Origin of the sequence: Micromonospora sp. RHAY321 (assembly GCF_023896955.1) — a bacterium.
Classification (GTDB): Bacteria; Actinomycetota; Actinomycetes; order Mycobacteriales; family Micromonosporaceae; genus Micromonospora.
On record NZ_JAMHIW010000001.1, the window covers coordinates 566,817 to 583,386 of the forward strand.

Below are 16,570 nucleotides of genomic sequence, written 5' to 3' on the forward strand. Positions count from 1 at the left end.
GAGCCCAATGGCGTTCAGGAGGAGTTCTCGGCGTAGCGGAGCACGTCCCCGATGAGCCGCCTGGTGGCCTCCCCTTGCAGCATGTAGGTGACCTGTCGGCCGCGGCGCTTCCGCCGGATGAGCCGTGCGTCCTTGAGAAACCGCAGATGGTGGGCGATGGCCGTCGAATCCGCGGACAGCGCCTCCGCCAGCGATGCCGGTGTCTGCTCGCCTCCCTGCAGCAGCACCAGGATGTGTAACCGGTGCTCGTACGCCATGCCACGCAGCACGACGATCGCCCGATCCAGGGTGGCCCTCATGTCGTCGAGGTGGGCGGTGCTCATGCCGGGACCGCACGTGAGCTGCCGACCGTCCGAAGGCGGGCATTGGTCAGCCGGGACAGGACCGTCGACAACGCCAGGACCGCGGTGGCGGTCAGGGTGATGCTCGCGCCGGCGGCGACGTTCCAACGGCTCGACGCGTACAGGCCGCCGAGGCCGCTGAGGGCACCGAACGTGACGGCCAGGGCGGTGATGGTGCGGAGCCGGTGGGACCACTGGCGCGCCGCGGCGGCGGGCGCCACGATGAGGGCGAGGGCGAGGATCGTGCCGACTGCCGGGACGATCGTCACGACCACCACCTGGATGGTGAGCAGCAGCACGACGTCCCAGACAACGGTGGTGAAGCCGGCCGCCCGCGCGCCGACGCGGTCGAAGCCGGTGTACCGCAGTGGGCGGGCGCAGGCCAGCAGGACGGCCGCGACGACGACGAGCGCCACCGCGGTCGTCACCAGATCCTGCGGGCTGACCGTGAGGATCGATCCGACGAGGAACGATGTCAGGTCCCGGCTGAAGCCGTTCTGGGTGGCGACGAGCCCGGCGCCGAGCGCGAAGCCACCGGAGAGCATCACGCCGGTCGCCGCGGCCGCGTTCTGGCTGCGGCTGCGGCTGAGCGCGGCGACGCCCAGCGCGACGATCGCACCCGCGATCACCCCGCCGAGGACGATGTTGACGCCGATGATGGAGGCGGCCACCACCCCGGGGAACGTGGCGTGGGTCAGTGCCATGGTGAAGAAGGACAGCCGACGGAGCACGACGTGGACGCCGATGAGTCCGGCGAGCGCGCCGACGAGCAGCACCTCGGCCGCGGCCCGGTGCAGCGCGTTATCCCACCAGTTCATGAGGTGATGTCCTTCCCTGGGGGGCGGTCCGCGTGCGGCGGTGCCGCAGGCGCAGCGCGCCCAGCGGGAGCAGAAGCAGGTAGGCGAGCACGAGCAGCAGGACGACGGCGGACGCCGAGGTCAGGGAGACGCCGTAGTCGACGGAAGCATTCCAGCTGGCCAGTAGGCCGCCGTATGCGGCGAGGAGGATGAGGCCGGTGCCGATGGCAGCCATGACGGGCAGTCGATCGGTGAGCATGCGGGCGGCCGCGGCGGGCACGATGAGCAACGCCACCACGAGGATGGTGCCGACGGCGCGCACCGCGGCGACGACGACGAGCGCGACGATGATGTTGAGCCACAGATCGAGCCAGGCGATCCGGAACCCGGCCGCGGCCGCCCCAACCGGGTCGAAGGTCCGGAAGATCAGGGCGCGGGCGGTCATCAGTAGCAGCCCGAGGATGACCACCGCCAGTACGGCGGTCTCCGCGACCTGACGCGGCGTCACCGTCAGGATGCGCCCGAAGAGAAACGATGTCAGATCCGAGGTGTACGACGAGCGCCGGGACACGAGCACCACGCCGATCGAGAACATGGCGGTGAGCACCACGGCGATGGACGCGTCGTCGGGCAGCGTTCCGCCACTGGTCAGTAGGGTGAGCACGACTGCGGTCACGACGCCGGCGATCAGCGCCCCGACGACGATGCCCTCGGTGCCACCCACCAGGAAACCGATGACGACGCCGGGAAACACGGTGTGCGTCAGCGCGTCGGAGACGAACGACAGGCGGCGGGCGAAGACGAGGACACTGACCGGCCCGCAGATGAGGGCGAGCAACGCGAGCTCGGCCAGGGCTCGTCCCATGAACGGTACGGTGAACGGCTCGATCACGGCTCCACCAGCACTGTCCGGCCGTCTCTCAGCTCGATGGCGTGCCCGCCGTACGCGCGGCGCAGCGTCTCGGCGGTCAGCGTCTCTGCAGGCGGGCCCACCGCCCACTGTCGGCCGTTGAGCAGGCAGACCGTGTCGGCGAGTTCCCGTGCGACGGTCAGGTCGTGGGTGCTGAGCACCAGGGCGGTCCCGACCGTGCTGAGCTCGCGCAGGACGGCCAGGATGGCTTCCTGGCTGACCGCGTCGACGCCGTTGAACGGCTCGTCGAGCAGTAGCAGCCGCGGCTCGGCGGCGATGGCACGGGCCAGCAGTACCCGCTGGCGCTGGCCACCGGAGAGCACGCCGAAGTGCGTCCTCGCGTGATCGGCGAGGCCGAGGCGTTCGAGCGCCTCGTGGACGGCTCGTCGGTCGGCGCTGCGGGTGGGACGCCACCAGCCGATGCGTCGATAGCGGCCCATCATGACGACCTGGCCCGCGGTCACGGGGAAGTCGGCATCGAGGGAGTCAGTCTGGGGAACGTATCCAGTTTGGGTCCGGGCGCGGGACGGCGTACGCCCGAGCACGGTTGGTGTGCCGGCGAGTACCGGCACCAGGCCGAGAATCGATTTGACCAGTGTGGACTTGCCGGCACCGTTCGGGCCGACCAGGGCCAGGCGCTCCCCCGCGGCCAACTCGAGGTTCACGTCGGTGAGCACGGGCGTGCCGTGGTAGCCGACGCTCACCCCGGCGTAGCGAAGGGCGGCGTCGGCCACCGCGACATCGTCCATGTCAGCCGCCCAGAGCCGTGACGATGACCTGGGTGTTGTGCCGCTCCGCGCCGAGGTAGGTGCCCTGGGGCGTGCCTTCGGCGCCGATGCTGTCGCCGTAGAGGGCGTCCTCACCGCCGATGACCTTGACGCCGGCCTGGTTGGCGATCGCCTCGGCGCTCTTGGGTGGCAATGACGTCTCCGCGAAGATGGCCTTCGCACCGGTGGCCTTGATCTTCGCGACGAGGTCGTTGAGCTGCTTCGCGCTCAGCTCGGCGGAGGTGTCGAGGCTGGGGATGACCGAGCCGACGAACTGCAGTTTGTACCGGTCGACGTAGTAGCCGAAGGCGTCGTGGTTGGTCACGAGCTTGCGCTGATCGGCAGGGATTCTGGCGAAGGCGGCCTCGTTGTCGGCGTCGAGCTTGTCGAGTTCGGCTGAGTAGCTTTTCAGATTGCCGGCGAAGGCGGTGGCGTGCGCGGGGTCGGCCGCGGCGAGGCCCTTCTCGATGTTGGTGACCATCGTCTTGGCGTTCTGCGGGTTGTGCCAGATGTGCGGGTCGTGCTCCTCGGCCTCGTGCGCGCCCTCGCCCTCCTCGTGGCCGTCCTCGCCCTCCTCGTGGCCGCCCTCGCGCAGGGTGACGCCCTGGCTGGAGTCGACGACGGTGCCCTTGAAGCCGGCCGACTCGATGGTCTGGTCGAGCCACTCCTCAAGGCCGACGCCGTTCTTGACGACGATGGCGGCCTTGCCGATTGCCTGGATGTCGGCCGGGGTGGGCTCGTAGTCGTGCGGATCCACGTTCGGCTTGATGATCTGTGTGACGGTGACGTCGCTGCCGCCGATGGTGCGGGCGAAGTCGGCCACCTCGGGGGTCGTGGCCACCACAGCGAGCTTGGTGCCGGACGAGGTGCCGCTGCCGCCCTCGGTGGCACCGTCACCCGAGCCGCATCCGACGAGGAGTACGAGCGCCGCGGCGGTCGCCGCTGTTATGAACGTGCGTTGCCCATGCTTCACGAAAACACTCCATTCCTGAGGCCAGGAACGGTAATCGTTTTCACTAAGTATCGTCTAATAGCGAGATGACCATGCGTCCGCCCGCTGCGGGCACCTGCCCGGGAAGCGGTGGGTTGGAACCTCAGGCCACGGCCGCCAGCGCAGCGTGCCGGCCGGATCGCCACAGGATCCCGACCTCGCCGAGCCCCGCGTCACGAGCGGCGGCGGCGTGCCATGACACCGGAGCGGTGAACTCGGCCGGGGGGCGGTTCTCGAAGATCGCCGCCCGTTCCGCGAGCAACGGACGCAGCGCCTTCACCTCGACGATGCCGCTCCACCACTGGGCCCAGGCCAGCTCCGCAGCCGCCTCGTCCGGCGCGGGGTCCAGGGCGCTCATCAGCGACGGGAGACCGTCGTCGGGCATGAGGTCGGCGACGATGAGCAACCCGCCGGGGGCCAGGCAGCGGCGGGCGTCGTCGTAGAACGCCCGCACCTGGGCCGCTGTGAGGTAGTGCAGGGTCATCACCACGGTGACCAGGTCATGGCCGCCACCCGCACGGGCCGCCCAGCCCGGCGAGGACAGGTCGCCCGTCAGCGTCCGCACCTCGCCCTCGAGGGCGCGGCGGGCCAGCGCGAGCAGCACCGGATCGATGTCCACGAGGGTGACCGAGGCATCGGACCACCGTCGAGCCATCCGCTCGGCGAGCAGCCCGGGCCCGCCGCCGAGATCGAGCACCCGCCGGGGTGTCCGGCCGCGGGCGGCCTCGGCGGCACGGCACAGCGCCTCCTCGAGGGTGGCGAGATGGGGCACGAATCCACCCATGACCTGCGCCCAGCCTTCGCGCCACCGGACGGCCTGCGCGCGGTCGAGCACGGCGCCGGGCGCGCCGGTGGTCGTTGCCATGGGTGCACTCCGGGACGACACGCGGACAGGACGGCCACACGATAACGGAAGCCATTTCCGACACGATAGGCGATCCGAGGCGGCAGAACCGGCGATTGGCGGTGCGTGTCCGTCAATCGCGGTCGAGCTCGTCCAGGACCGACAGGAGCCGGTCCACCTCCTCGGCGGTGTTGTAGACGTGCAGGCTCACCCGTACGGATGCCGTCTTCTCGCCCTGGTCGCCTTGGCAGTGACCGTCCGCGCGGACCAGAAGTCCGTGCGCGGCCAGGATGAACCCGAGGTCGTTCGAGCCGATCAGGCGGTGGCGGAAGGCCACGATGCCCTGGCGCTGCTGCACCGGGGCGTCGGCGGCCAGGCTGCTCTGACAGCCCAGCACCTCGACGTTGGACAGCGTGCGCAACCCGTCGGTGAGCCGCGCGCCGAGCGCGGTGTTCCAACGGGCGACACGATCCAGGCCGGCGGCGTCGAGCCAGTCCAGCGCGGCGACCAGGCTGATGATGCCACTGGTGTTGGGTGAGCCGTTCCATCCTGCCGGCGCGTAGGCCGGACCGCGCTCATTGCGCGCCCAGATCGCGCCGGTGCCTGGCAGCGCCATCGCCTTGTGCCCGGAGAACACCACGAAGTCGACGTCGGTCGCCGCGGTGGACAGCGGCAGGTGCCCGACGCCCTGCGCGGCGTCGAGGCAGATCGGGACGGACGGTCCGGCTGCCGCGCGCAGTCTGTGCACGTTCATGTCGTTGCCGTAGACGTGGTGCACGTGGGTCGCGGCGATCAGGCGCGTCCGATCGTTGATCATCGCCGCGAGCCGGTCGGTGTCGTAGTCGTGCGCGGCGTCGTAGGGCATCGCCCGGACGCCGACGGAAATGCCCTTGTGGCGCAGCAGCTCCGCTGTTTCCAGCCAGGGTGCGTTGTTGGCGGCGTGATCGGCGAACGGCACGATGATCTCGTCGCCGTCGTGCAACTGCGGGGCGAGCCAGTCGCGGGCGATGGCGCGCAGACCCTCGGTGGTGCCGCTGACGAAGTGCACACCCGAACGCTGCGGCGCCGGGTCGTCGAGGAAGCGGCGCAGCCGGTCGCGGGCCTGCTCGATGCGGATGGTGGTCCGGTTCGCCCACGGGTACGTGCCCCGGGCGGCGTTGGCGTTGCCCGTCGTCAGATAGGTCAGGACCGCGTCGAGTACCGCCTGCGGCTTCTGCGAGGTGGCGGCGCTGTCCAGGTACGCCACGTCGGGGTTGGCGGTGATGAGCGGGAACTGGGCGCGCAGCCCCTCCTGCCAGGGGCGCAGCTCGTCGAGAACATCCACGTCAGTCGCGTACGAGCTCGGCGCCGGCGTCGCGCCAGGCGATGATCCCGCCGTCGAGTGAGCGCACATCTGGATGACCCATCCGGGTGAGCAGCGCGGCGTAGCGGGCGGACTTCTCCCCCACCGGGCAAACCAGCAGCACCGGCTGGCGGTGGCCGAACGGCAGCCCACCGTGAAGTAGTTCCGCGAAGAGTTCGTCGACGATGTTGATCGAGCCGTCGATGTGCAGCGCCTGGTACGCGAACGGGCTGCGCAGGTCGACCACCAGCCCTCGACGCTCGGCGATCCACCGCTCGGCTTCCGCGACATCCATGGTGGCCGCCTGCCTCACGTCCGCGTCGGTCACCGTGCGGAGGGAGTTGCGCCGCGGTGGCCGGCCGAACAGCTCGGGGCGCCGCTCCCGCAGATAGCTCATGTAGCTCTCGACGCGATCACAGACGATGAAGACCGCCGTGTGGCGTTCGGTGAGCTGCGCGTCGATGGCACGCAGATGGCGTACGGCGCCCTGGTAGGCACCACCGCCGGTCGGCCCGGCGAGCGTGCCGCATCGGCGTACGAGAGTCAGCAGACCATCGATGGCGTCGTCAGCGGTGATCGTCTCCACCGTGTCATAGACGCCGGGGTCGAAGAGGCCAACCTCGTGCACCTCGTCAATGGTGCGTATCCCCGGGATGAAATCGGACTTGTGCGCGACGAGCCCGACGACGCTCACGTCAGGATTGTGCTGGCGCAGCGCGGCCGCCACACCGGTGGAGGAGCCGGCAGTTCCGACGCAGGCGATGAAGTAGTCTGGGGCTCGACCGTCGAGGTCCTTCACGATCTCCGGGCCGGTGCCGTTCAGGTGCGCGTCGACGTTGAGCTCGTTGAAGTACTGGTCGGTGTGCAGGTAGCCGTCACCCGATCCGGCCAGCCGGTGGTACATCCTGGTCAGCGGGTCGTCCGTGTCGGTGGGGTCGAGGCATTCGGCCTGCCCGGGCAGCTCGTCGATCTCCGCGCCGAGCAGCAGCAGTAGGTCCTTGATCTCGGCGACCTTCATGCGGTTGGTGACGCTTTTGAAAGTGAGCCCGTGCATGCCGGCGATGACGGCCAGAGCCTTGGCCGTGTTGCCGCTGGACAACTCGACGACGGTGTCTCCGCGCTCAACGGCCTGGGTGAGCAGGGGTCGCGCCATGTTCCACGCGGCGCGGTCCTTCAGGGAGCCGAATGGGTTGAGCAGCTCCATCTTGGCGTACAGGTCGATGTTTCGCAGACCGTGCACGGCGGGGTCGATGCGCACCAGTGGGGTGTTGCCGATGGCGTCGGTCATGTTCTCGAACCTCATGGTGCCTCCGCGCGATGGTGAACGGGCCAGTACTGCTCGTCGAGGCACCATCGCCACGCGCCGTCGTCGCGGTACAGCGCGACCTTGCGGCCGATCGGCTGGCGCAGCGCCTGTGTGGCGCTGAAGTCCATGAGATAGCCGGCGGTGTTGACGAAGGCCAGCAGGTCACCGGCGCAGGGCCGGGACGGCAGGAAGACCTTGCGTCGGGTGATGAGATCCGCTTCGAGACAGAGATTGCCGAAGAGGTACACCCCCACGGGCCCCGGAGCGGCCGGGGTCGTCCGGTGCACGACGACCGGGTCCATCAGGACTCCGTGTTCCTCAAGACTGACATCGCGTGCGTTGCAGTCCAGGCGCACGATCGTGTCGCCGTTGGCCTCGTCACGTACCTCGAGAACGCTGGCCAGGACCAGGCCGCACTGGTCGAGCAGGGCCCGACCCGGCTCGACGTGCAGGTCGTACATGTTGTCCAACAGCAGTGTCCCGAGTGGGCGGCGCTGCTCGGGCGAGGCTGTTCGTAGCAGCCGATCGAGGTACGCGGGTCCGGAGACGGGCCGGTGAGCCGGGTACAGGTTCAGCGAACCCCGAACGTGGGCACCCTCGGCGCGCAACCCGTAACCGTGCCCGGTCCAGGTCAGTGGCGCCCGCCTGCCGAGCACCGCCTCGGTCAACGCGGAGGTGTACTGCTCCCACTGCGCGCCGTCAGCGAGGTAGTCCACGCCGAACCCACCGCCGATGTCCACCGACCATGGCCGCAGACCGCGCCGGCGGCACTCGTCCAGCGCGCCGAGGCAGCCCTCCAACGCCACAGCCTTTTCCGGCAACCCGATCGTGTCGAGATGAAACGCCACTCCGACCAGATCCAGGGCGTCGGCACGTTTCTCGATCACGTCGAGAACCTCGCTCACCGCGGCGGCCGACACCCCGAAACGGCTGCGGCGGCTGTTGAACTGCACGCCTGCTGAGGTGAAGCCCGACAGGCGTGCCATCACCCGTACGCGCGGCAAGGACCAATCCGTGACCAGTGTGGCGAGCGCCGCCAACTCGCCGACAGAATCAGCGCTGACGGTGACCCCGGTACGGGCGCACAGCCAGAGGAACTCCTCGTTCTTCGGCCCGGTCGCCATGACCCGCTGCGGCACGAAGCCGGCACCGAGCGCGTGCTGCAGCTCGGCGAGCGACGCCACGTCGATACCCGCGTCGGTGGCGGCGAGTTCTCGCACCAGGGCACTGGATCGGTTGGCCTTGTGCGCGTAATAGATCTGACCGGAGAGTCGATGGTCGGAAAAGACCGAACGGAATGCGGCAACGTTGGCCGTCAACTGCTGTGGCAGAATCACGCCGAGTGGAGATCCCAACGCGTCGGATAATTGCGCCATCAGGACGGTTTCGTCGAGCGCCGACTGCAGTGTCGGACCGATTCGCGGAGACAGGTAAAGGGGCAATGCGACTCCTCAGGTGAGTCGTGGCGCCACGGACGCCGCCACCCCTTACGCCGAAACCCTTCGTGACGGCGGCCCGCTTCAACGTAACCGATGTCCCGACGCCCGCCAAGGGGCGGCAGATGAGCGACCGGACGCCCTGCCCTCACATATACGAGTGCGCATATGTGATGGTGAGCGTCAATACATGCGTCGACTATCCAGCAATCCTGACGAGAACGACGGCCAGTCATTGTCTTGTTCTGTCCGACCGCCGGCGCCGCTGGCCGGCGCGGGTCTCGCCGTCCTGTCACCGGCGATGTCGATCCGCGAGTGCCCCATGCAGAGGTCGGAGCTGGTAATGCTGGTGGGCGCACGGCGCCTACGAGGAGTAGGCGCCGTGCGCCGATCGGATCCGCCGCGGCACACGCGTCCTACCGGGGCGGGTACCGACAGTGAGTTCGGAAATCAGGTGCGGTGGGACGCGTCAAGGAAGGACTTCGAAGGTGTAGGTCTTCGCGCCAGAGCTGACGATGGCGCCACTGGAGGCGAGTTGGCCGGTCACTTCGAAGGTGACGGCGTAGGTGCCGGCGGCGTCGAAGGCCCAGTTGGCGTGGGCGTGGGTGTTGTTGTTGACGGTGAGGCTGTCGGGCAGGCCGTTCCCGCTGTCGAAGAGCACGGTGGGGGTGCCGCCGGAGACGGTGTAGATGCTGAAGCCCGCGGGGCCGGAGACGCTGGTGAGTTTGAACGTGACCCGGTTGTTCTGGAAGATGCCGCTGGGCACCTCGGTGGTGTTCCACCCGGCCCAGATCAGTCCGGCGGTGTTGGACTGCGGCAGGACCCACGCCTGCCCGCCGGTGCCGAGGAAGGACCAGGCCGAGCCGCCGGGCACGGTGATGTTGGCGGTGTTGGGCACCCGGAAGAGCACGTCGGTGGGGTTGCGTTCCACGGTGGTGGTGCCGGTGCCGTCCAGGACGTCGACGGTGAGCGCGCCGGCGGCGTAGTCGACGTCGATCACATCGACGTGGCCGCTGGAGAGCACCACCGGTGCGGCGGCGACGGGCGTGGCGGTCCCGGCGAGCAGTGCGGCGGTCAGGAGGAGACCGGCGAAGAACCGGTTGCGGGTACGCATGACGTTCACGCCTTGACCGTGAAGCGGAGCGTGGCGGGGTCGGAGGTCACCTGCTGGCCGGTGGCGGCCAGGGTGCCAGTGGCGCGCACAGTCACCAGGTAGGTGCCGGCCTCGTCGAACGCCCAGTTGGCGTGCGTGTGGTCACCGGCGGTCACCGTGATGGCGTCCGGGAGGCCGTCGCCGCTGTCAGCCAAGATGGTCGGCTGGCCGACGGCGCTCTCGGTGTAGATCGCGAGCTGGCCGGGACCGGTAACCGCCTGCACGGACAGCGCCAGGGCGTCGCCTGCGAAGACGCCGGCTTCGATCTCCTCGGTGGCGATGCCCGGCCAGATCAGGTTGGTGTTCTGGATCTGGGGCAGGACCCACACCTGGGACACGCCCGGGGTGCCGAGGAAGGCGAAGGCGGGGTCGGCGGGAACCGTGACCTTGGCTTGGCGCTTGACGATCAGCTTGACCTCGTCGGTGCCGTACTCGACGTCGTTGTCCTCGTCATGGATGCCGACCTCCAGCGTGCCGGCCTCGTAGGCCAGGTCGACGAGGTCGAGATGGCCGGTGTTGAACACCACGGCAGACGTGGTGGCGGCCTGGGCGGGCAGGGCCGTGGCGACCAACGCCACTCCCAGGACACCCGACGCCAGCAGATGACGGATGGTGCTACGCACGAAGAGACTCCTCTCCCGCGAAGGTCCCGGGTGGACCAACGCTTAATGGAAACGATAGTCGTTTTACTTTGCTGGCGATAGGGCTGGACGAGAGCTCGGATGCGCGTCGTCGCCGAGTTCCTGCCCGCCGGGGCGTCGCCAACGTCGGGTCAGGAGGCCGTGTCGTGGGGCGAACAGCCAGGCGGCAAGGAAGACCGCGGTGGCGACCAGCACGATGGTGCCGCCGACCGGTGTGTCGTAGCTCCAGGACAGGTACAGCCCGACGGTCGCCGAGACGCCGCCGATCAGCGGGGCGAGCAGCATCATGACGCCGAGCCGGTCGGTGAGCAGACGGGCTGCCGCCGCAGGGGTGATCAGCAGGGCCAGGACGAGGATGTTGCCGATGGTCTGCAGGGAGATCACCACGGCCAGAGTCACCAGGACGTAGAGCACGATGTCGAGCCAGAAGACCGACAGCCCCATGGCGCGGGACATCTCCCGGTCCAGGCAGACCGCGACGAATTCCTTGTGCAGAGCGAGCACCAGACCCAGGATGACCAGGCCGGCGCCCCCGACGACGTACAGGTCCCGGTCCGGGATACCGGTGATCGAGCCGAAGAGGAACTGCTGCAGCGACCCGGCGTATCCGGGGGCCTGCGAGATGATCACGATACCGAGGGCGAACGCGCCGACCAGGAAGACGCCGATGATCGAGTCCTCCTTGACGCGCCGGTTCTGCGAGAAGATCGCGATCAGCAGTGCGGTGGCCACACCGGCGACGGCGCCACCGAGCACCAGGCTGCCCTGGAGGACGAAGGCGACTGCGATGCCCGGGAAGACCGCGTGGGCCACGGCATCGCCGATGAACGCCATGCCCCGCAGGACGACGTAGCAGCCGACGACTCCGCAGACGATGCTGGACATGACCGCGATCGCCAGCGCCTTGGGCAGGAACGCGAGGTCAGGGTTGAGCAGGTCGGTAAGGAATTCGGTGATCGACATCAGGTTGCCCTCACGAGCTTCAGCAGCGGGGAGGTCACACTCACGCCGAAGGTCGTCGTCCACAGCTCGGCGTCCTGCAGGTCCGCCGGCTGCCCGTCGGCGATGATCCGGCCGTTGAGCAGGACCAGACGGGTGCAGGAGTCGACCGCCGCGACGAGATCATGGGTGGTCATCAGCACAGCGCGGTCCTCTCGCGCCAGGCTGGTGAACAGGTCGCCCAGCAGTTCCTGCGTGGGCATGTCCAGTCCGGTGAACGGCTCGTCCAGCAGCAGGATGCGCGGCCCGAGCGCGAGGGCTCGCGCGACCAGGATGCGTTGGCGTTGCCCGCCGGACAGTTCACCGACCGGCCGGCGGCGCAACCCGGTCAGCTGTACCCGGTCCAGTGCGTCGCCGACTGCTCGCCAGTCGGTGACGCCCGGTCGGCGGAGCAGGCCGATCCGGCCGGTCCGGCCGCTCATCACGGCCTGTTCGACCGAAATGGGAAAGTCCCAGGTGAACTCGTGGCGCTGGGGCACGTAGCCGATATCGGAACGGCCGGGACGCGACGGCTTGCCCTCCACCGTCACGGTGCCACCGCGGGTGCGGGCCAGTGACAGGATGGCGCGGAGCAGGGTGGTCTTCCCGGCGCCGTTGGGTCCCAGCAGCCCGACCAGTTCGCCCCGGTCCAGGTGCAGCCGGATGTCCCGTAGGACCGGCCGGCCGCCGAGGTCCACGTCCAACCCTTCGATGTCGAGTGCTCTCACCGCTGGCCGTCCGACCGTGCGGCGGCGCGTTCCAGTTCGGCCCGGCGTTTCGCGCCGCGTCCGCGTACCAGCAGGAGGACCAGTCCGACGGCGAGCAGAGCGGCCGTGCCTGCCAGCGCGATGAGCAGCAGTGTCGTGGACGTGCCGGCTGGCTCGTCGTCTGCGGTCCGGTTCTCGTCGATTGGTGCCTGCCCGGCTGCTGGGGGGATGTTCGCGGTGGCGGCGAACGCCTCGTCGGCGCTGGTGGTGTCGCCCACGGCGAAGCGCAGCGTGCGGGTCGCCGAAACCGCCTCGCCGTTGACCAGGTCGGCCGACGCCTGGACCGCGACCAGGTAGACGCCGGGTGCGGTGAACACCCAGTTGGCGTGGGTGTGGGTGTTGACCTCGGCCCAGAAAGGCTGCGCGGTGGAATCGGCGGAGCGCCAGAGCGGCTGGGGTGCGGCGAAGTTGCCCGACTGCAGGTATGTCGTGAGGTTTCCCGGCCCGCGTACGCCGAGCAGGGTCAGGGTGACGCCACGGTCGATGGTCTGCATCACCCGGGGGTCCTGGGTGTTCCAGCCGAGCCAGACGACGTCGGAGTTCTGGACCTGCGGCACCACGTACACCCGCTTGCCGGCGTCGACGCCGAGGAAGGCGTACGCCGGGTCGTCGGGAACGGTCTGCAACGCGGCGTCGGAGACACGAAGCAGGGCGTCGTCGGGGTTGCGCCACACGGGTCGGGCGTGCGTGCCGTCGTGGATCAGCAGCGTCCACTGGTTGTCGACGTAGCGGGGGCCGATGTCGACGTGCCCGGTGGCGAGTTCCGCCCGGCCGGTGGCAAGCGGCTGGTCGGCGGCGATCGACTGGCCGAGACCCGGTGTCGGCTCCTGGGCCGCAGCCGGGGTCTGCGTCGTGGCCAGCACGATCACCGTGGCCACCGTGCATCGCAGGATGGCGGTGGTTGTACGGGGGCGCCGTCGCGCCCGTTCTGCCGTCACTGGCTCCTCCATCACTTGTCTGTGGTCAGGCAGTTGTGCAGCGATTCGGCGTTGAACCGCATCATGTCCACGTAGGTGGTGACGTCCCGGTCGAAGGTGTCTCCGTAGATCGCGCAGACCCGGAGTCCTTCTTCGCGGGCCACCTCGGTCAGGGTGGTGGATCGGGCCGCCACGTTGGGTTCCAGGAAGACGGCGGGGATATCGAGGTTGCGGATCGTCTCGGTGAGCCGGCGGCGGTCGGCGAGGCTCGGCTCCGTGGCGGGGTGCGGGGTGACGAAACCGGAGATCTGCACCCCGTACGCCTGGCCCAGGTAGCCGAACGCGTCGTGGGTGCTCACCAGGTGACGTCGCGACGGCGGAATGCGGGCGATGGTGTCCCGAACCTGGGTGTCGAGCGTCTCCAGTTCCCGGATGTAGGCCGAGGCGTTCGTGCGATAGTCCGTCGCGCCCTGCGGGTCGACGCCGATCAGGGTGTCCCGGATGAGCTCGGTGTAGGAGATGGCGTTGCGGACGTTCTGCCACAGGTGCGGGTCGATCTCGCCGTGCACGTGCTTGCCGAGCACCGCCTGCGGAAGCTGGTAGACCTGGGTGCCGGGCCGGCCGAGGAACCGGAACCTCCGGTCACCGGGTACCTCCAGCAGCGCCTTGTTCGGCACCTCGATCACGGTGCTGGCCGGGTCGTACACCCGCTGGTTGGCCTCGCCGCTGCCCTCCGGGTCGGCGAACAGGTAGAGCCGCCGCTCGTCGAGGTCGACCGTGACGTCGGCGTGCCCCGAGTTCAGCACCTCCGCGCCCGCCATGCCTGGCACCGAGTGCGGGTCCACCCCGACGGCGAAGGTGAACACCTGCTCGCCCAGGGGGACGGGGGCGGTTTCGGGGGTGACCGCAAGCTGCGCCCGCATGGTCAGCCGGTAGACACCCGGCTCGGTGAACGCCCAGCTCATGTGCGTGTGGGCGTCGGGTGGCAACGTGGCAGTGTCGTCCCGAAAGCCGTTGGCGGCGTCGAACCCGTCGGCGGAGTCGACGTAGAACGACGGGTTGCCGAACGATTCGGTCAGGTACGCGAGCATCCGGCCCGGACCGTTCGCGGCGGTCGCGGTGAGCAGCACGTCCGAGGAACGGTTCGCCCCTTGCACCGCACCGGTGCCGCGCACCCGCATGCCCAACCAGATGGTGTCCAGTGACACGTCCTCGACCAGCGGGATGATCTCCGCGGCGTACTTCACCGCGCCCTCGGCCAGCGAGATGTTCGGTACGCCGTCGCGCAGATTCGCGTCCAGTGCCTTGACGACGGCCTGCTCTTCCAGGAGCAGGTAGTTGCTGAACGCCACGTCGGCGTAGACGACGTCGCGGACGTCCCGCAGCGACGGCTCGTAGCTGTGCGGGTCGGCGCTGTCCGGCACCAAGGAACTGACGGCCACCCGCTCACCACCGACGTTGCTCACCAGGTCCCGCAGGATGCCGGTGGTCGTGATGACCTGGACCCGCTCGTCGTTGGCGGTCAATGCCACCTCCGACCGGCAGCCGGCACTCAGCAGGGCGACCAGCAGCGGCAGCATCAGCCACAACCGTGGATTCGGCCGGCGGAAGGCCCGAACCACGCCGGCTCCGACACACGGCATCCGCACTGTGTCCCCCGACGTCACGGCACGAGGGCGGCGGGAGAGCCACCGCCGCTCGCGGCGTCGGCAAGACCGGCGCGGCGGCGCCGGCCCAGCACCACCAGCAGAACCCCGACCGCCACGAGGATGATGCCGACCGCTCCGGCCGTCAGCACCCAGCCGGCACCGGTACGGGGCAGGGGCCCGCCGCCGCCCTGATCCGCGCCGCCGTCGCCGTTCCCACCACCGTCGGCGCCGCTGCCACTGCCGGAGCCGAAGCCGCTGTTCGGGTTGGTGCTGTCGCCGACGGCGATGGTGAGCGTCTTCGTGTCGGTGACCGCCCTGCCGGCACTGGTGGTGCCGTTCATCTGCACGGCGAGGCGGTACAGGCCGGGCTTGCTGAACGCCCAGTTGCCGTGCGCGTGGGTGTTCAGCGGAACCGTCAGTTGCTGCGGGAACGCCTTGGCCGAGTCGAACAGCACGTCGGCCTTGCCGAACGAGCCGGTCAGGAAGAGGGCGAACCGGCCGGGCCCGTTGACGCCCTTCAGCGTCCAGGTGACGTTGCCCTTGACACCCGACACGACGGACTCGTGCTGGGTGTTCCAGCCGGGCCAGACGATGCCCGCCTGCTGGGACTGCGGCAGCAGCCACACGGCGTCGCCCTGTTTGCCGAGGAAGTCGGCGCCGGCCGGCACCGTGATCTTCGCGTTGTCCTTGACCTGCAGGACCACGTCGGCGGTCTCCCGCCAGACGGGAGGGCTGGTCCGGTCGTCCTTGATCCGGATCGTCCAGCTGTCTCCGGACAGTTGCGGGCCCATGTCGACGTGCCCGTCGACAATCACCTGGCGGGCGCCCGTGGCGGTGGTGGCCGCCGCCTTCCCGGCCGCTGGTGCGGCTGCGGCGGGCTTCGGCGCAGCGGCGGGTGCGGCGAGTGCGCGCGCTGCCGACTGCTCCTCGGACCGCGGGGCCTGCTTCGCCGGAGCCGGTAGCGGCGCCTCCTCGACCGGGCTGATCGTGGGGACACGCACCCGGTACGTCGCTTCCGCGCTGACCTCCTGGCCGGAGCGCAGGGTGGCCGAGCCGGTCAGGGTCAGCCGGTAGTCACCGGCCGCGTCGAAGGCCCAGACCACTGCGCCGGTGCGTGTCGCCACCGGCAGCCGCACCGTCCGCGTCAGGCCCGGGCCGCTGCCGAGGAGCGGGGTCGCCGTGCCGAGACCGGACAGGGTGTACGCGGTGAACGTTCCCGGCCCTTCGACCGAACGCAGGGTGAGGGCCACCGTGTCGTCGGTGACGACGCCGGGGCGTACCTCGGTGGTGTCCAGCGCTGGGAACCGGGTGTCGCCGGCGGACAGTGACCAGACGGCGTGCCCCGGCGGACCGAGGAAGGCGAAGGCTTTGCCTGCCGGCACTCGGCCGGCGAGCCCGCCATCCGGGCCGAGCACCACCTCGGCCGGGTCGTGTCCGGCCGCGTCGCGGGACACCTGTGCGGCGTCACGCAGCCGCAGCGACATCGAGTCGCCGTCGAGCGCGACGGAAACCAGGTCGGCACCGGCCGCGGTGACCGCGCCCGGTTCCGCGGCCGCCGGCACACCCCCAGAGGCCAACGCCAGTACGGCCAGCGCAAGACCGGCGGCGCCGGCGCGCATGGTTCTCATCCTCATTGCATGCTCCTCAGACGGCTTCGTAGTAGTTGGTCCAGGTCGTGCCGCGCCGTGATGACGTGACTCGCGGCGTTGACGCCGGCCGACGCGATCGAGA

The 16,570-nt window shown here is 69.6% G+C and carries 16 protein-coding genes; all 16 read right to left on the bottom strand.

Translation table 11 applies throughout. From position 1 onward, the window contains the following. Nucleotides 1-14: 14 nt before the first annotated feature. The 16 genes from M8C17_RS02570 to M8C17_RS02645 all read right to left on the bottom strand — a co-directional run bounded on the left by M8C17_RS02570 (nt 15) and on the right by M8C17_RS02645 (nt 16,458). Nucleotides 15-323 carry a metalloregulator ArsR/SmtB family transcription factor gene (locus M8C17_RS02570; RefSeq protein ID WP_252414592.1) on the bottom strand — a complete coding sequence of 103 codons (309 nt, stop codon included), beginning with the start codon at nt 321-323 and terminating at the stop codon, nt 15-17. Further along, a complete protein-coding gene (locus M8C17_RS02575) occupies nt 320-1,159 on the bottom strand; it encodes a metal ABC transporter permease (RefSeq protein ID WP_252414594.1) in 840 nt (279 codons plus the stop codon). The genes M8C17_RS02570 and M8C17_RS02575 overlap by 4 nt, the downstream gene beginning before the upstream one ends. After that, nucleotides 1,143-2,003 (bottom strand): metal ABC transporter permease, encoded by an 861-nt coding sequence (locus M8C17_RS02580; RefSeq protein WP_252414596.1) that lies wholly within the window; start codon nt 2,001-2,003, stop codon nt 1,143-1,145. Before M8C17_RS02580 ends, M8C17_RS02575 begins: the two co-directional genes overlap by 17 nt. Before the next feature lie 23 nt (nt 2,004-2,026). Beyond that, a complete protein-coding gene (locus M8C17_RS02585; protein WP_252414598.1) occupies nt 2,027-2,797 on the bottom strand; it encodes a metal ABC transporter ATP-binding protein in 771 nt (256 codons plus the stop codon). A gap of 1 nt (nt 2,798) precedes the next feature. After that, a complete protein-coding gene (locus M8C17_RS02590) occupies nt 2,799-3,788 on the bottom strand; it encodes a metal ABC transporter substrate-binding protein (RefSeq protein ID WP_252414599.1) in 990 nt (329 codons plus the stop codon). A gap of 121 nt (nt 3,789-3,909) precedes the next feature. Beyond that, complete coding sequence (locus M8C17_RS02595; RefSeq protein WP_252414601.1) at nt 3,910-4,671, bottom strand: class I SAM-dependent methyltransferase; 762 nt, start codon at nt 4,669-4,671, stop codon at nt 3,910-3,912. 112 nt (nt 4,672-4,783) lie between these two features. Next, complete coding sequence (locus tag M8C17_RS02600; RefSeq protein ID WP_252414603.1) at nt 4,784-5,974, bottom strand: aminotransferase class V-fold PLP-dependent enzyme; 1,191 nt, start codon at nt 5,972-5,974, stop codon at nt 4,784-4,786. Between the two features lies 1 nt (nt 5,975). Then, on the bottom strand, nt 5,976-7,295 hold the full coding sequence (locus tag M8C17_RS02605; RefSeq protein WP_252414604.1) for a pyridoxal-phosphate dependent enzyme: 1,320 nt from the start codon (nt 7,293-7,295) through the stop codon (nt 5,976-5,978). Then, nucleotides 7,292-8,740 (bottom strand): Y4yA family PLP-dependent enzyme, encoded by a 1,449-nt coding sequence (locus M8C17_RS02610; RefSeq protein ID WP_252414606.1) that lies wholly within the window; start codon nt 8,738-8,740, stop codon nt 7,292-7,294. Before M8C17_RS02610 ends, M8C17_RS02605 begins: the two co-directional genes overlap by 4 nt. A 463-nt stretch (nt 8,741-9,203) precedes the next feature. Further along, entirely contained in the window at nt 9,204-9,857 is a 654-nt protein-coding gene (locus tag M8C17_RS02615) for a choice-of-anchor M domain-containing protein (RefSeq protein WP_252414608.1), read from the bottom strand. Beyond that, nucleotides 9,854-10,510 carry a choice-of-anchor M domain-containing protein gene (locus M8C17_RS02620; protein ID WP_252414610.1) on the bottom strand — a complete coding sequence of 219 codons (657 nt, stop codon included), beginning with the start codon at nt 10,508-10,510 and terminating at the stop codon, nt 9,854-9,856. Before M8C17_RS02620 ends, M8C17_RS02615 begins: the two co-directional genes overlap by 4 nt. Nucleotides 10,511-10,573: 63 nt before the next feature. After that, complete coding sequence (locus tag M8C17_RS02625) at nt 10,574-11,491, bottom strand: anchored repeat-type ABC transporter permease subunit (RefSeq protein ID WP_252414612.1); 918 nt, start codon at nt 11,489-11,491, stop codon at nt 10,574-10,576. Further along, complete coding sequence (locus M8C17_RS02630) at nt 11,491-12,204, bottom strand: anchored repeat-type ABC transporter ATP-binding subunit (protein WP_374557100.1); 714 nt, start codon at nt 12,202-12,204, stop codon at nt 11,491-11,493. Before M8C17_RS02630 ends, M8C17_RS02625 begins: the two co-directional genes overlap by 1 nt. A 26-nt stretch (nt 12,205-12,230) precedes the next feature. Next, on the bottom strand, nt 12,231-13,223 hold the full coding sequence (locus M8C17_RS02635) for a choice-of-anchor M domain-containing protein (RefSeq protein WP_252414615.1): 993 nt from the start codon (nt 13,221-13,223) through the stop codon (nt 12,231-12,233). Further along, nucleotides 13,223-14,833: an anchored repeat ABC transporter, substrate-binding protein gene (locus tag M8C17_RS02640; protein WP_374556840.1), complete on the bottom strand. Its 1,611-nt coding sequence runs from the start codon at nt 14,831-14,833 to the stop codon at nt 13,223-13,225. The genes M8C17_RS02635 and M8C17_RS02640 overlap by 1 nt, the downstream gene beginning before the upstream one ends. A gap of 20 nt (nt 14,834-14,853) precedes the next feature. Then, the gene (locus tag M8C17_RS02645; protein WP_252415064.1) at nt 14,854-16,458 is read right to left on the bottom strand and encodes a TIGR03773 family transporter-associated surface protein; all 1,605 of its coding nucleotides are present in this window, start codon (nt 16,456-16,458) and stop codon (nt 14,854-14,856) included. Between the last annotated feature and the right edge of the window lie 112 nt (nt 16,459-16,570).

Coding starts and splice junctions, on each gene's coding strand:
- M8C17_RS02570 (WP_252414592.1), bottom strand. CDS start 323: ATGAGCACCGCCCACCTCGACGACATGAGGGCCACCCTGGATCGGGCG.
- M8C17_RS02575 (WP_252414594.1), bottom strand. CDS start 1,159: ATGAACTGGTGGGATAACGCGCTGCACCGGGCCGCGGCCGAGGTGCTG.
- M8C17_RS02580 (WP_252414596.1), bottom strand. CDS start 2,003: ATGGGACGAGCCCTGGCCGAGCTCGCGTTGCTCGCCCTCATCTGCGGG.
- M8C17_RS02585 (WP_252414598.1), bottom strand. CDS start 2,797: ATGGACGATGTCGCGGTGGCCGACGCCGCCCTTCGCTACGCCGGGGTG.
- M8C17_RS02595 (WP_252414601.1), bottom strand. CDS start 4,671: ATGGCAACGACCACCGGCGCGCCCGGCGCCGTGCTCGACCGCGCGCAG.
- M8C17_RS02605 (WP_252414604.1), bottom strand. CDS start 7,295: ATGAGGTTCGAGAACATGACCGACGCCATCGGCAACACCCCACTGGTG.
- M8C17_RS02625 (WP_252414612.1), bottom strand. CDS start 11,491: ATGTCGATCACCGAATTCCTTACCGACCTGCTCAACCCTGACCTCGCG.
- M8C17_RS02635 (WP_252414615.1), bottom strand. CDS start 13,223: ATGGAGGAGCCAGTGACGGCAGAACGGGCGCGACGGCGCCCCCGTACA.
- M8C17_RS02640 (WP_374556840.1), bottom strand. CDS start 14,833: ATGCCGTGTGTCGGAGCCGGCGTGGTTCGGGCCTTCCGCCGGCCGAAT.
- M8C17_RS02645 (WP_252415064.1), bottom strand. CDS start 16,458: ATGCGCGCCGGCGCCGCCGGTCTTGCGCTGGCCGTACTGGCGTTGGCC.